Annotated in this window: 12 protein-coding genes; 2 read left to right on the top strand and 10 right to left on the bottom strand. The window is 69.9% G+C overall.

Annotated features, from left to right (window positions below):
• Nucleotides 1–994: sulfatase-like hydrolase/transferase (locus A5711_RS11090; RefSeq protein ID WP_067946362.1), on the top strand; the 994-nt coding region annotated here is incomplete at its 5' end.
• Here A5711_RS11090 and A5711_RS11085 read toward each other — a convergent pair.
• Nucleotides 991–1,776, bottom strand: a complete 786-nt coding sequence (locus A5711_RS11085; protein WP_067946360.1) for a trans-aconitate 2-methyltransferase — start codon at nt 1,774–1,776, stop codon at nt 991–993. The genes A5711_RS11090 and A5711_RS11085 overlap by 4 nt on opposite strands.
• 123 nt (nt 1,777–1,899) lie before the next feature.
• Between A5711_RS11085 and A5711_RS11080 the strand changes: the two genes are divergently transcribed.
• Complete coding sequence (locus A5711_RS11080) at nt 1,900–3,108, top strand: alpha/beta hydrolase (RefSeq protein ID WP_067946358.1); 1,209 nt, start codon at nt 1,900–1,902, stop codon at nt 3,106–3,108.
• Here the strand turns inward: A5711_RS11080 and eccE are convergent.
• From eccE to eccCb, 9 genes are all read right to left on the bottom strand, one after another.
• Nucleotides 3,098–4,078 (bottom strand): type VII secretion protein EccE, encoded by a 981-nt coding sequence (gene eccE / locus A5711_RS11075; protein ID WP_067946356.1) that lies wholly within the window; start codon nt 4,076–4,078, stop codon nt 3,098–3,100. The two genes, A5711_RS11080 and eccE, sit on opposite strands and share 11 nt — an antisense overlap.
• The gene (mycP, locus tag A5711_RS11070; RefSeq protein WP_067946354.1) at nt 4,075–5,469 is read right to left on the bottom strand and encodes a type VII secretion-associated serine protease mycosin; all 1,395 of its coding nucleotides are present in this window, start codon (nt 5,467–5,469) and stop codon (nt 4,075–4,077) included. The genes eccE and mycP overlap by 4 nt, the downstream gene beginning before the upstream one ends.
• Nucleotides 5,466–6,929: a type VII secretion integral membrane protein EccD gene (gene eccD, locus A5711_RS11065; protein WP_156744876.1), complete on the bottom strand. Its 1,464-nt coding sequence runs from the start codon at nt 6,927–6,929 to the stop codon at nt 5,466–5,468. Before eccD ends, mycP begins: the two co-directional genes overlap by 4 nt.
• Nucleotides 6,930–6,965: 36 nt before the next feature.
• Complete coding sequence (locus A5711_RS11060) at nt 6,966–7,835, bottom strand: ESX secretion-associated protein EspG (protein ID WP_067946351.1); 870 nt, start codon at nt 7,833–7,835, stop codon at nt 6,966–6,968.
• 10 nt (nt 7,836–7,845) lie between these two features.
• Nucleotides 7,846–8,136: a WXG100 family type VII secretion target gene (locus tag A5711_RS11055; protein WP_067946349.1), complete on the bottom strand. Its 291-nt coding sequence runs from the start codon at nt 8,134–8,136 to the stop codon at nt 7,846–7,848.
• Between the two features lie 38 nt (nt 8,137–8,174).
• Nucleotides 8,175–8,468: a type VII secretion system protein EsxG gene (esxG, locus tag A5711_RS11050; RefSeq protein ID WP_067278108.1), complete on the bottom strand. Its 294-nt coding sequence runs from the start codon at nt 8,466–8,468 to the stop codon at nt 8,175–8,177.
• Nucleotides 8,469–8,531: 63 nt separating this feature from the next.
• The gene (locus A5711_RS11045) at nt 8,532–10,016 is read right to left on the bottom strand and encodes a PPE family protein (protein ID WP_067946347.1); all 1,485 of its coding nucleotides are present in this window, start codon (nt 10,014–10,016) and stop codon (nt 8,532–8,534) included.
• 2 nt (nt 10,017–10,018) lie between these two features.
• Nucleotides 10,019–10,327 carry a PE family protein gene (locus A5711_RS11040; RefSeq protein WP_067946345.1) on the bottom strand — a complete coding sequence of 103 codons (309 nt, stop codon included), beginning with the start codon at nt 10,325–10,327 and terminating at the stop codon, nt 10,019–10,021.
• Nucleotides 10,324–13,432, bottom strand: a 3,109-nt coding sequence (eccCb, locus tag A5711_RS11035; RefSeq protein WP_067946344.1) for a type VII secretion protein EccCb, incomplete at its 5' end; no start/stop codon positions are given. The genes A5711_RS11040 and eccCb, both read right to left, overlap by 4 nt.

The following is a 13,432-nucleotide window of genomic DNA, read 5'->3' as shown; positions in this document are numbered from 1 at the left end:
GGTGGACAAGACGGCCGAATGGCTGCGTGACGGCGACGAGGATCTCGGGGGCCAACCGTTCCTGTTGACCGCCGGCTTCTTCGAGACGCACCGGCCTTATCCGCGGGACCGCTACGAGCCGGCGGACACCGCCGAGGTTGACCCGCCCGACTACCTACCCGACACCCCCGACGTGCGCGGCGACCTGGCCAGCTTCTACGGGGCGATCGCGACGGCCGACGCCGCCGTCGGCCGGCTGCTGGACACGCTGGCCGAAACCGGGATGGACGCCACCACCTGGGTGGTGTTCTTCACCGATCACGGTCCGGCGTTCCCGCGCGCGAAATCCACGCTTTACGACGCGGGAACCGGCATCGGCATGATCATCCGGCCCCCCGCCAGGCGGGCACTCGCCCCGCGCGTCTACGACGAACTGTTTTCCGGCGTGGACCTGCTGCCGACGCTGCTGGGCCTGCTGGGTCTCGACGTTCCCGACGATGTCGACGGGGTGTCGCACGCGCGCGCCCTCGTCGAGCCGAACCCGCATGCCGTGCCGGTCCGAGACCACGTGTACACGACGAAGACTTATCACGACTCCTTCGATCCGATCCGCGCGATTCGCACCAAGGAGTACAGCTACATCGAGAACTATGCGCCCCGGCCGCTGCTCGACCTGCCGTTGGACATCGAGGAGAGCCCGTCCGGGATGGCCGTGGCACCCTTGGTCACCGGGCCGCGCCCGCAGCGCGAACTCTACGATCTGCGCACCGACCCCACCGAGACCACCAACCTGCTCGCCGGTGACGACGGGGATGCGGACGAGATCGCCGCGGATTTGGCTGTCCGACTTCATGATTGGCGCCAGCGCACCGGTGACGTCATCCCTTCGGAGTTCGCCGGCACCCGCATCTCCGCGCGCTACACCGAGACGTACCTCAAGATTCACCGGATGAAGCCGACCTCCCGGTCGGCGATCGCCGCCGAACGCGGCATCGAGAAGGAAGCGAGCGGCTAGCCGGCGGAGCGCCGCGAGCCGCCGACCTCGGCGACGATGAACACCCGCCGGAACGGGAAGATCGTCGTGCCGTCGCTCCGGGGCGGGTAGGCGTCGTCGAGCAGCGGGATGAGTTCCTCGCGGAATCGCTCCCAGTCTTCGGCGCTCAGCCGCTCGCGCACCGGAACCAGCGCCGTCCCGGTGATCCATTCCAGCACCGGATTGTCACCGGACAACTGGTGCAGGTAGGTGGTCTCCCAGACGTCGACCTTGCATCCTGCGTCGAGCAGCAGATTGGCGTATTGAATCGGCGGCTGCACCACGGCACCGACGCGGAACGGTATGTCCCGCATCACCTTTGCATAGGGCTCACGCCGGGCCAGTGTCCGCACCGTGGCGTGTGACGGCGTCTCGAAGTTGCCCGGGATCTGGACGGCGATCCACGAACCGGCGGGCAGCTCGTGCACCCAGCGGACCAGCAGGTCGGCATGCTCGGGCACCCAATGCAGGGCGGCGTTGCTGACCACCACGTCGGTATCGGGCTTGGGCTTCCAGTCCCGTAAGTCGCCGACGACGGCGTCGATGCCGCGTTCCCTTGCCGCGGCGACCATCTCCGGCGAGGTGTCCATCGCCTCGATCACCGCTTCCGGCCAGCGCCGCGACAGGTACTTGGTCAGGTGGCCGGGCCCGCAACCGAGATCGACGACCCGCCGGGCCCGCTCGGCCCCGACCCGTGACAGCAGGTCGTAGAAGGGCCGGCTGCGATGGTCCGCAAAGGCCAGGTAGACATCTGGATCCCACATGTCGATCCTCCTGATCAACGCGCCGTCGCTAGTCGGCAGACAGACCAACCGTATTACCGCATGGCGCCCCGGCGCCGCCCAACTGGCCCCGGGAGCGGCGCCCGCCGGTTAGCATCGGCTTTCGTGGCGCCCGATACTTCGATTGATCCGCCCATTCCCGTTCCGGACATTCCCGGTGCATTCAAGGGCGCTGACGTACCCGTCGACGTCGGCGGATTGCCCCCGAATTCCGCGTTGTCCCCCCGCCAGCGCATGGTAGTCGAGGGCTCCGCCATCGGCGACCTCGCCCTGCGCACCTGGGTGTCGTCACTGCTGACCGCGACGGTGGCCCCGGCCGTGCTCGCCGCTTCCCTGCGGCACACCGATGCCGGCGCCGAGCGCGCAAACCTGAACTTCTACGCCGAGCTGGGCGCGCAGCGAGACCCGGTGAAGTCGTTTCCCGCGCCGACGAAACCGCCGCGGGTCAGGTCACGGACGGCCAGCCCGCTGACCGAGTGGGTCGCCGGCGGCACGGTGGAAAACATCGCGTTCGAAAGCAGTTTCACGGCCATCAACCCCGCGATGCGCGAGCAATGGGCTGCGTGGCGGTCCAACAACACCGTGCGCGCACAGCACTGGCGCCACGCCGACGGGCCGCGTCCCACGCTGTGTGTCATCCACGGCTTCATGGGGTCGTCGTATCTGGCCAACGGGCGGTTCTTTGCGCTGCCGTGGTATTACCGGTCCGGTTACGACGTCCTGATGTACACCCTCCCGTTTCACGGCAAGCGCGCCGAAAGGCTCTCGCCGTTCAGCGGTTTCGGCTATTTCGCGGGCGGGCTCAGCGGCTTCGCGGAGGCCATGGCCCAGGCGGTGCACGACTTCCGGTCCATCATCGATTACCTGCGCGGTACCGGGGTCGACCGGATCGCGCTGACCGGCATATCGCTGGGTGGGTACACCTCGGCGCTGGTGGCCTCGGTCGACGACCGGCTCGAGGCCGTCATCCCGAACTGTCCCGTCGTCACCCCGGCAACCCTGTTCGACGAATGGTTTCCGGCCAACAGGCTCGTGCGGCTGGGGCTGCGGTTGTCGCACATCAGCCGCGACCAGTTGTGGGACGGGCTGTCCTACCATTGCCCGCTGACGTATCGGCCGTTGCTGGACAAGGACCGGCGGATGATCATCACCGGGCTCGGCGATCGGATGGCACCGCCGGATCATGCCGTCAAGCTGTGGGAGCATTGGGATCGCTGTGCGCTGCACTGGTTTCCGGGCAGCCACGTGCTGCACGTGAGCCAGCTGGACTATCTGCGCCGGATGACCGCGTTCCTGCAGACCGTCATGTTCTAGCGTTTTCCTCGGCCGCCAGGGTCGGCCAGTCCAGCTCCGTCAGCAGGGACGCCGGGGCATCGGTGTGCCCGTCGAGCCGCCGCGTGGACAACAGATCCAGTGCCTCGAGCGCCGGCCGGTGATTGCCGCGCTGCGGGATCAGCCCGGCCAGCGGCACGGTCCGCTGCGGTGGCGTGTCGGTCAGGAAGGCACACGCGGCCGCAACGGTGTTGTGGGTGCCGTCGCCGGCGATCTCCAGCGCCATGCACGTCTCCCGCGCCGGATACGCCCGGATCGACTCCAGCGTCTCGGCCAACTCCCGGCCCACCTGAACCCGGTATGCGGCAAGGTAATCCGACGTGCCGCGCTGCACCGCGGACCATCTCTCCCGCGGGTTGGAGGTGAGCAACCGCGGGACGTCGTCGGATGCGACGCTGTTGACTTCCCACCCGAGCTCCCGCAGGTGGTCGGCCAGCCGGCGCGCCGCCACCTGCGCGGTCTCGTGCAACGGGATGCGCGCGGAGCGGGCGCGCAGCGCGGCCAGGTTGTCGACGGCCGATATCGTGATCCCGATCCACGTCTCGTGCCTGGATGCATCGGATGCGTTGTCGCGACTGGTGATTCGGATCTTGTCCGCGCGGATGCCGTAACGGTCCAGGTAGCTGGCGATCAAGGGCAGCGGCAGCGCATCGGCCGCGTCGCCGCCCGGCGCCCCGACCCGCAGCAGCGCGGTTGTCGCGGTGGCAGAAGCGGATTCGGGTGCGCTCGTGTCGCCGCGTCCCATGATCGCCAGCCGGCGGCGCAGCAGCGTGGTGAAATACAAACCGCGCCAGGCGCCGAACAGCACGAGCACCACGGCCGCGGCGATCCCGAGCAGCCAGTAATCGCGCGGCGACCGCCAGGGGTAGGCCATCACCGCCGGCACGACGGCCAGCAACGCCAACGTGATTCGGCCGGGTCCGGGGGTGGGCGTCCAGCGCTGCAGGCTCACGGGGTGGGGTCCTTTCGTCGGCGGGTGGCGGTGGCAGCGACCGCGCCCGCGACTGCGACAAGCACAGCCAGCGCGGCGGTTCCAACCATCGCGACAATCCGCGGGGTGGTGTCCTTGGGCGCGGGTGCCGGCGGGACGGCGACCGGCTTGACCGGGGCCGCGGGCTGCGGATTGCCCGCGGGCAGCTGCCAGGTCAAGGCCGCCACCGGGTCCACACTGCCGGTGCCGACAACGTTGGACGGCGCCCGGGCGCCGTTGTGGGCGGTCGCGGTGATGCGGTGCACGACCTGGGTGGCGTTGAGCGCGGGGTACTTGCTGCGGACCAGCGCGGCGACGCCGGCCACGTAACCGGCCGCGTAGCTGGTGCCGCTCAGGGCCACCTGCTGCTGGTGCTCGTCGGGCAGCCCGTTGGCCAGGCCGCCACCGTCGGCGTTGCTGACCGACACGATCCGTTCGCCCGGCGCCGCGATGCCCACCCACGGCCCGGCCATGGTGAACTTCGACGGCTGGCCGTCCGGTGTCAGGGAGGCCACGGACAGCACGTACGGCTGCCACACGGACGGGATGGAGATCGAGGTGACACCGGCCCAGTTGCGTGGATCGTCCGGGTGACTCAGGTCGGTGAGCGGGTTGGACTCACAGGACGTGCCGCCGGCGACCGATCCGGTCGGTCCGGTGTTGCCGGCGGCGGCCACGATCACCGCATCCTTCTCCACCGCGGCATAGTGAATGGCCGCGCCGAGAGCGGCCTGGTCGACGGGCCGGTCGGCGGGCAGGCAAGTGAGCGTGGAGATGTCGATCACCCGGGCGCCGAGGTCGGCGGCGTGCACGATCGCGCGGCCCAGCGTGGCGACGTCCGACGCCGCCCGCGCCAGCAGCGGGTCACCGCCGGGGGTGCGGGGTGAGTACTTGGCCGAGGTCGTCCTGATCGACACCACGCGCGCCGCGGGCGCCACGCCGGCAAAGCCGTCTTCGCCGGGCTGCCCGGCGATGAGTCCGGCCACCAGGGTGCCGTGGCCGTCGCAGTCGGTCAGGCCGTCGGTCGTCTCGACGAAGTCACCGCCCGGATCGACGTTGGGCAGCCGCGGACCCGGCCGTACACCGGTGTCGAGCACCGCCACCAGCTGGCCGTCACCCCGCGAGAATTGCCATGCCCCCGACAGATTCAGCGTCGCCTGGCTGGGCGTGACGGCCGCGGGATCGCTGCCGGGGATGACCCCGGAGACGCTGCACGGGCCGCGCTGCTCCATCGGCTGCACGGGGCCGGGGGCCCCGCTCGGCGGCGGGACGCCCGGATCGACCTTCGGCTGATCGATGGCCAACGCCGACGGACACGTCCACAGCACGGCCACCAAAGCCGCTGCGAGACAGGCCGATCCGGACCGGATCATCGATTGAGTATCCAAGTGAAGATGCCGACCAGGTAAGCCATGACGGGGATGAGTGACGCATCGAGCCCGGCCGCAACGAAGCCCACCAGCCGGCGCACCGGAAGCGAGTAGCTTTCCGGCTCGGCGATGCGCGGGTTGAGGGCCACCACTATCCACACCACGGCGAGCACGACGAGCACCAGCGCCGCACCCAGCGCGGCGCCGAAACGTCCGGTCGCCGTGTAGATCACCAGCAGGACGCCGCCCGCCAGGTACGGCTGCGCGAGCAGCCACGCCTTGCACGCGGCCGAATCCCATACCCGGGCGCGTAGCACGGATGTTGCCGCCGTGGCGCCCACGATGTACCAGCCCACGCCGCTCAACGCCTCGGGGCGCAGCGCGATCGCCACCGAGCCCAGGACACTGAGCAGCACTGCGGCAGCGATGAATCCGTTCTGATGGGCATCGCTGATCCGCACCCGCCGCGGCAGGTCCTCGAGCACCCGCAACGAGGGGGCCGAGGGGGTCGGGTCGCCGGGCGCCGGGATGACCGGCAGCGGGAAGCGCGCCCACAGCGCCGAGAGCTGAGCCGCCTCGACGGTGACCAGCAGCGCCGCGACGATCAGCCCGCAGCCGATGGCGAGCGGCCGCAGCTGCCAGAGCACCTCCGCGCCGGCGGCCAGCAGCACCCCCGCTCCCACCACCGCGGTCGCGGTGAAGAATCCGACGATGCGCTCCCGCTCCGCGCCGGGCACCATCAGGGCGATCAGCGACCATGCGGTGACGCCGGCCGCGGCGAGCATGATGTGCGCCGGCCCGAACCGTCCGGGCACCGCCAATGCCAGCGCGGCGCCGATCGGCACCAGCGCGGCGATCGCGCACGCGGACCCGGTGCGCGGCGAGCGCGCCGCGACCAGCAAGCCGACGATCGCGGTCACCGCCGCGACCGCGCTGACCGCGACCAGCCCGGCCAGCGCGCCGGTGGCGACGCGATAGGTGACCGAGAGCCCGGTCGCCAGGAATGCGACGGCGATCACCGCGGCCAGCGCGCCGCGCTGGATATGCGTTGCGCCCCAGGGCTTCAGCCGCGAAGTCGAGAAGATCATGGCAGCGTCGGCGATGTCCTCGACGATGCCGGGAGCCGCCTGCCCGGCGGGCAAGGGCTGCAGCGCCAGCAGGTCACCGTCCACTACCCCGACGGTGTCGAGGCTGGCGTCGAGGCTGAACGGCGCGCCGCCGATCGGGGCGAGACTCAGTTGGATCGCCGCGCCGAGGTCGGCCGTCCCTCGGGCGGTGTCGTCGGAGTCACCGTTCGATGTCGCGGGAATCACCAGACGTTGGACGGCGGGCAGGATTTCCCGCAGCGGCAGCTCGGCGGGCAACGCCATTTCCGTCAGCCGGCTGTCCGCGAGGATTGCCACGCGGACGATCGGCATCACGGCGCCGGACGTCACCGGACCCTCGAAACACGCTGGGGCCATACCTGAAACATCGTTGCTCTCTTCTCTATTGAGGGGTTATGCGTGTTGTGTAGTGAAATCTCTGGCCAACCGGTGACCGGAGAACCAATCGGACTCCGGCAGTAGCGCGGTCAGCTGTTCGAGCGCGACGGCGATCGCGAAGGGTGTGCCGGGGGCGAAGGTCGACACCCATTCGCCGTCGAATGCGCGGGACGGACTGACCAGCACCCGACCCGCGGCCGCATCGACGATGCTCATCCCCACCTCGGTGGTGGCGTGCCGCCCGTCGCGGTGGCAGCCCGCGACGATTTCGACGTAGCTGCGCGGACCGTTGAACACCGACTCCACCACCTTCCGCGCCGACTGCGGGATGCCGAGGTAGTCAACGACTTCGGCGAGGGAGGCGCCCGAGCGCAGCCGCTCGTCGGCCCGCGCGCCGACCCGCGTCGGCATGCTGAACTCGTCGAATCGGGCCGGCGGTTGCTGAGCGAGCCCGACGCCGAGAACGGGAACCAACGCGCGCGGATCGTCGATGTCCATGGCGGTGAACGTGATCAGTTGCGCGCTGCGCAGCGCCACGATCGTCCGGGAAGTCGTGGCCGAGCGCTGCGCCACGATGCCGCGCAGCAGCTCTCCGGTGCCGGCGTCCTTGGCGGGACCCACGAAGCGCAGGTCGAGCCATCTCTCCGGAAAGCACACCACTCTGATCCAGTCGGCCACCGCCGGGTGGACGACTCCACCCTCCGATACCAGACCCAACTGGGTCAGCTCGGCCTTCTGACGCTCGAGGAACGCCTGGCGTTGCGCGGCATCGCTATAGGGCGAGGTGATCGCGAGCACCCACGGGAAGCTGCCCGCCCCAATGGTTTCCGCTATGAACCACGCGTGATCGACCGTCAGCTCGACGGCGTTGGGCTCAGCGCTCATCTGACGAGAACTAGCCGCCCCATTTGGCGGCTTCGGCCTGGTCCCGGGCGAGCATCGACGTGGTGTTGGCCTCGTGGGTGCTGGCCATCGACTGGTAGGCGCGCACCAGGCTTTCCATGGCTTGGTTCCACTGAGCCTGCCAAGCCTGGTAGGTCATACCGGTGTCGCCCTGCCAGGCGTTGGACAGCGTGGCCTGCTCGCTGGCGATGTCCGAACCGAGCCCCTGCAGCGTGCCGGCGTAGCCGGACATGTCGGCGGCGTGGCTCAGCATCGCCGGGTAGTTGTACATGATCTGGGACATGACAAGTCCTTTCGCGGTTGTTGGCTGCTGAAGCCGGATCAGAAGGCGTTGTAGCCGGACGCGGCGGCGGCGTCGGCGGCCACGTAGGTGCCGGCGGCGTCGCCGAGGTTGGCCTGTGCGATGTCCAGCAGGGTGTTGACCCGGGCGGCGGCCTCGACGAACCGGGCGTGCGCGGCCTGGAACGCGGCCGAGGACTCGCCCTGGTGGAACGCCTGCGCCGACATCGCCTCCTGCTCGGCCTGGCTGATGGTGCTGCGCATCAGGGCCGCCTTGGCGCTGAATGCCGATTGCGCGGCCACCAACTGCGGGATATGAGCGTCCAACATACTCATGGTGATTCCTTTCTGTTCGTTCCCAAGGGGTTTCGCTGACTGACGGGCATGATGCTGACTGCGCTAGCCCCCTTCTCTCGGCTCGGTCGGATGCGCCGGGTCTTGGTCCGCGTCGTGGTCCCAGGTGCGGGGCATCATCGGCATCCTTGGACCGCCGCCGAATTCGCGATCGGTGAGCTTGGTCAACCCGGCCGCGTGGAAGGTGTTCTCCTTACGTGCGGTTCCAGCGAAGCCCAGTGTTCCGGCCCCCGCACCGGACGCCACCGCCGCGGCCAGTCGCTCGTCGTCGCCGTAGTCCGGTGCGATGCCGATGTCGGAGTCCATATCCAGGTATTCGTCGCTGTGGTCGCGCATCGCGGCGCGCCGGCGCCGCCGCGCACGCGTCTCGGCGCGGCTGGCCGCCGCCGCGCCGGCCGCCGGGATGGTCGCCGCCGGCGCCTTGGCCCCACCGCGCCCACCCACCGTCGGGCCGATGCCCGGGTCCGGGTCACCTCCGTAGGCGACCAGGTAAGCGAGAGTGCTCGGCGCCGACGCTGCGGCGGGGGCGGGAGCCGTACCGGAGCCCGCGGCGGCCGAACTGGCCGGTGCCCCAGCGGGACTCGCCACCGTCGGGGCCAGCGCAACCGCCGGCAGCGACGACGCCGGCCGGGTCGACGTCACGAGCGGTGTCGCGGCGGCCCCGGCCGCGACCGGCGCGATCTCGGCGGGGGCGGAGAGCAGCGAACCCAGGCCGATGCCGAGCAGCAGCGGGATGAGGAAGGGCGCGGTCAGGATCGCACCCCAGGTCGGCCAACCGACGGCGTTGAAGAACACCTGGTAGGCCACGAAGAACAGCAATGGACCGTTGGCCGCCAGGAACGCCGGCAGGTTCGAGAAGAAGTTCTGCAGCATCTGCTGAATGTTTCCGAAGAAGTCCTGCAGGAACTTCGACAGCTGCTGCCACCAATCCCCGGGTGTGTTCTGCGAGGCGTTGGCCGCGAGACTGTTGGCCTCACCGCCCGGACGCACGACGGACGGCGCCGGGGCGCTGCGCGGCGCGGCGGCGAGCGCCGCCCCCGAGGTGGCCTGATAAGCGCTCATCACGGTGGCGGCCTGGACCCACATCCGCGCATAGTCGGCCTCGTTGAGCGCGATGGGAATCGTGTTGATGCCAAAGAAGTTCGTCGCCACCAACACCCCGTGAACGGTGTGGTTGGCGGCCAGCTCCCCCAGTGTCGGCATCGCCGTCAGTGCGGCTGTGTACGCGGCCGCCGCGATCTCGTGTTGCGCGGCCACGCCCGCGCTGTCGGCGCTCGCCTGCTGCAGCCACGCCAGATACGGCGCATGCGCCGCCGCGTACTGCGCGGCACTGGGGCCCTCCCACGCCCCCGCCTGGGTCTCCCCGAGAACGCCCGTGAGTTCGGCTGCCGCCGTTGCATATTCGGTGCTCAGCGCGGTCCACGCGCCGGCGGCCGCCAACAGCGGCCCCGGTCCGGGACCCGCGCTCAGCAGCGCCGAATGCACCTCGGGTGGCGAGGCCATCCAGAGGGGCGCAACGGGGACAGTCATCGTCAGGCGCCCGCGAACCCGTACGTCGCGGCGGCCGCGGCGTCCCCGGCGAGATAGCTGGCGCCGGCTTCGCCGACGCCCACGCCGGCGCGGCCGAGCTCTTCCACGCCCTGGGCGGCGACCGCGGCGTGCTCCTGGCCCTGCGCGCTGAAGCCAAGGGCGGTCTGCAACGACACCGGATCCACCGCCGGCGGCACCACCGCGGTGATGGCCGGAGCGGCCGCCGCATGGGCGGCCGCAAGGCGCGCCGTCAGCGCCTCCACCGCTGCACTGGTCGCGGCCAGGCCCTCGGGAACCACTCGCAACGTCATGACTCTCCCCTTTCACCGAACATCGCGGCCTCACCCACCAGCGGGTTGACCAACTGCACGTACGTCGGACTGTCGCTGTCGCCCAACAGAATCGCCCGCCCGGCCGGCAACCGGCCGAATCGCTGACCCCGGATCTTGCCGCTGTCCTGCGGATTGCCGGCCAACATCAGCGTGGTCGCCTGCAGGTCGTTGAAGCGGCGCAGCAGCGAGTTGGTCATCAGAGCGTGCCCGGACCCGGTGGCCCGTGCCGTGACGATCACTCGCAGCCCCAAATCGGCCGCCTGCGAGAGGATTCCGATCAGCGGTGTCCATGGCCGCTGCCCGACGTACGGGCCGCTCATCGCCGGCGCGTCCGGTACCTGGTCGACGTCGTCGATGATCAGGTAGTGGGTGTGGCCCGTGTAGGTCCAGCGGGCCAGCTCACCGGGCGACAATCCCGCCGGGGGACGACGCGACTCGATGATGTTGGCCAGCCCCAGCATGGCCGGGGTGATGCGGTCGACGTTGGCGGTGTACTCGTTGTCGGGGAACAACGGCTCGTCGACCAGGTGCAGTCGCCGGTCGAGCACCGTGAAGGCCACCTGGTCGGGCGTGGAGTTCTCGCGGATGGTGCGAATGATGTGGCGCAGCAACGTGGTCTTGCCGGACTTGCTGTCGCCGAACACCATCAGCAGCGGCTCGTCGGCGAAGTTGACGACGACCGGTGCGAGATCGTCCTCGCGCTGGCCGATGACCACCTGTTCCGGGCCGCGGTAGAGCGCACCGACCGTCTCGGGCGCGAGGTTGGTCGGCAACAGGCGCACTGGCGGTGCGGCCACGCCCGGGTGGCGGGCGTTGAGCGCGGCAATCTGGTCCAGCTCCGGCGCGGCGAACAGGAAGTGCTCGGCGGCCATCGTCAAGCCGCGGCCCGGCTGGTCGTGCGGCACCGATTCCGCGGGGCGCCGCAGCGCGCCGACGAGCCGGACGTTGCTGTCCCGCGGATCGTGCAGCTTGAGCTCGAGGCGCAGCCCGAGGCCGTCGCGCATCGCCAGCGGCACCTCGAGCCAGCTCGGGGTGGTGATGACGACGTGGATGCCGTAGGCGAGCCCGACGTTCACCAGCTCGCTCACCTTGGCCAGCAACGGGTTACGGGTGTTGAACTGGTCGGTGTTGTCCCGGCCGAACGCGTACAGGTTGTCGATGACCAGGAACACCTCGCCGTACCCGTCGTCGGGCGCGGCGCCGTGCCGGTCGCGGAACACCTCGCGCCGCTGCCGGGACAGCAGCAGCTGCTCCAGCTCGCCGAAGGTGCGCCGGATGCGCTCGGGTTCCAGCGCCGACGCGACGCTGCCGACGTGCGCCAGGTCTTCGAGCGCCCGCAGCTTGCCGCCGCCGTAGTCCAGGCAGTAGAACGTGACGTCGCGTGGCGAGTGCAGGCTGGCAGCCGACAGGATGAACGTCTGCAGCGCAGTCGATTTCCCGGACTTCGGGCCGCCGTGAATCACCACGTTCGCGGCCGACGAGGTGGCGTCGAACATCAGCGGGTCGCGGCGCATCTCGAAGGGCTTGTCGATCTCGCCGAGCGGCCACTGCCACTGGCGCTGTGGCACCCCGGCGCGCGCCAGCACCTCGGTCAGCGGGATCGGCTCGTCAAGCGGCGGCAGCCACAGCTGCGGCGCCCGCGGGCCGTAGCGCGCCAACTGGTCTCCGATGGTGGCGATCAGCTTGCGCGGCGGTCCGGTGAATTCCTCGTCGTCGGCCGCCGAGATCACCGTGTCCTGGTCCGGCTCGACCCGCCCGGCCGTGAACAGCTTGGGCTCCGGGGTCGCTTGCACCACATAGGCTTTGGTCTTTTGCGGCGGATCGTAGATGCCGTCGACGTAGGTGCTGCGGAACTTGATCGGGGTCGCGCCCGGGGCGGGCACCAGGAAGCCCACGCCCTTGTGCTCCTTGCCCGACTCGATGTGGTACGCGTCCTCCACGCCGATGATCTGGCGGGAAACGCTGGGACTGGCCACCTTCAACCCGATGCGGTAGGAGGTGTTCTTGTCGATGTCCTTGATCTTGCCGACGTCCAGCGTCTGTGACGCGAACAGGATGTGGATGCGGAACGAGCGGCCCTTGCGCGCCACGTAATCGAACAACTCCGCGTATTCCGGGTGATCGGCCAGCATCAGGGTGAACTCGTCGGCGACCACGAACAGCGTCGGGATCGGAGGAAGGTCATGACCCGCGGCGATGGCGTTCTCGTATTCCACCACCGAGTTGAACGCGCTGCCCTGCACGCGGCGGCCGGCCTCGCGCAGCAGCGTTTCACGGCGGGCCACCTCCCCGCGCAACGTGTCGGCGAACCGGTCGGCCAGTGACTTCTTCTCGGCCATGTTGGAGATCACCGCGACGACCTGCGGGAAGTGGCGGAAACTGTCGGCGCCGGCTTCGCCCTTGAAGTCGGCATAGATCACGATCAGCCGGTCGGCCGAATGGGTTGTCAACAGCGACAACAGGATTGACATCAGGGTCTGGGACTTTCCGGAGCCCGTCATGCCGATCATCAGGCCGTGCGGGCCCATCCCGCCCTCGGCTTCGTCCTTCAGGTCGAAGAACAGCGGCTCGCCCGTCGCGGTGACGCCGATGGGTACCCGCAACTCGTCCTCGCGGCGGCGCGGCGCCCAAAGTGTGGGCACGTCCAGCCGCGAGGCGTCCGGGATGCCCAGCAGCGTGGTGAAGGTGGCACCACGGGTGGCCGCCGAGCGCAGCCCGGTGTGCGTCGGGTTGGAGTCCCAGCGCGACAATAAGCGCGCCAGGTGGGCGGCTTCGTCGGCGCCGAGCCGGTCGGCGTCGTCGATGTAGGGCTGCCAGCCGCCGGTCTGCCAGCGTTCGATCGCGCCGTCGCCGACGCGCAGGATCGGCTTCTCCGGATCCGAGTACTGCTCGCGGTGCGGTGGTTTCGTACAGCGATGCACGACGGTGACGCCCGCGCGGCCCAGCGCCAACGTCGAGGTGTTCAGGTCGAAGTCGGGGTCGTCCACCACGATGAGCAGGTGCCGCAGCGCGTCGGCGGGCGCGCCGGTGAACGCCGGGCGGTCGATGAACGCGGGGCCCAGCAGCAAGACGAGCTCGTCGGGA

This window comes from Mycobacterium sp. E2238, assembly GCF_001672665.1.
GTDB lineage: Bacteria > Actinomycetota > Actinomycetes > Mycobacteriales > Mycobacteriaceae > Mycobacterium.
Note: the sequence above shows the minus strand (reverse complement) of the source record. Positions and strands in the feature narration are given on the sequence as shown.

What these genes read in the sequence shown, in the direction of transcription:
- A5711_RS11085 (WP_067946360.1), bottom strand. Translation starts at nt 1,776, where the DNA reads ATGTGGGATCCAGATGTCTACCTGGCCTTTGCGGACCATCGCAGCCGG.
- mycP (WP_067946354.1), bottom strand. Translation starts at nt 5,469, where the DNA reads ATGATCCGGTCCGGATCGGCCTGTCTCGCAGCGGCTTTGGTGGCCGTG.
- eccD (WP_156744876.1), bottom strand. Translation starts at nt 6,929, where the DNA reads ATGGCCCCAGCGTGTTTCGAGGGTCCGGTGACGTCCGGCGCCGTGATG.
- A5711_RS11060 (WP_067946351.1), bottom strand. Translation starts at nt 7,835, where the DNA reads ATGAGCGCTGAGCCCAACGCCGTCGAGCTGACGGTCGATCACGCGTGG.
- A5711_RS11055 (WP_067946349.1), bottom strand. Translation starts at nt 8,136, where the DNA reads ATGTCCCAGATCATGTACAACTACCCGGCGATGCTGAGCCACGCCGCC.
- esxG (WP_067278108.1), bottom strand. Translation starts at nt 8,468, where the DNA reads ATGAGTATGTTGGACGCTCATATCCCGCAGTTGGTGGCCGCGCAATCG.
- A5711_RS11045 (WP_067946347.1), bottom strand. Translation starts at nt 10,016, where the DNA reads ATGACTGTCCCCGTTGCGCCCCTCTGGATGGCCTCGCCACCCGAGGTG.
- A5711_RS11040 (WP_067946345.1), bottom strand. Translation starts at nt 10,327, where the DNA reads ATGACGTTGCGAGTGGTTCCCGAGGGCCTGGCCGCGACCAGTGCAGCG.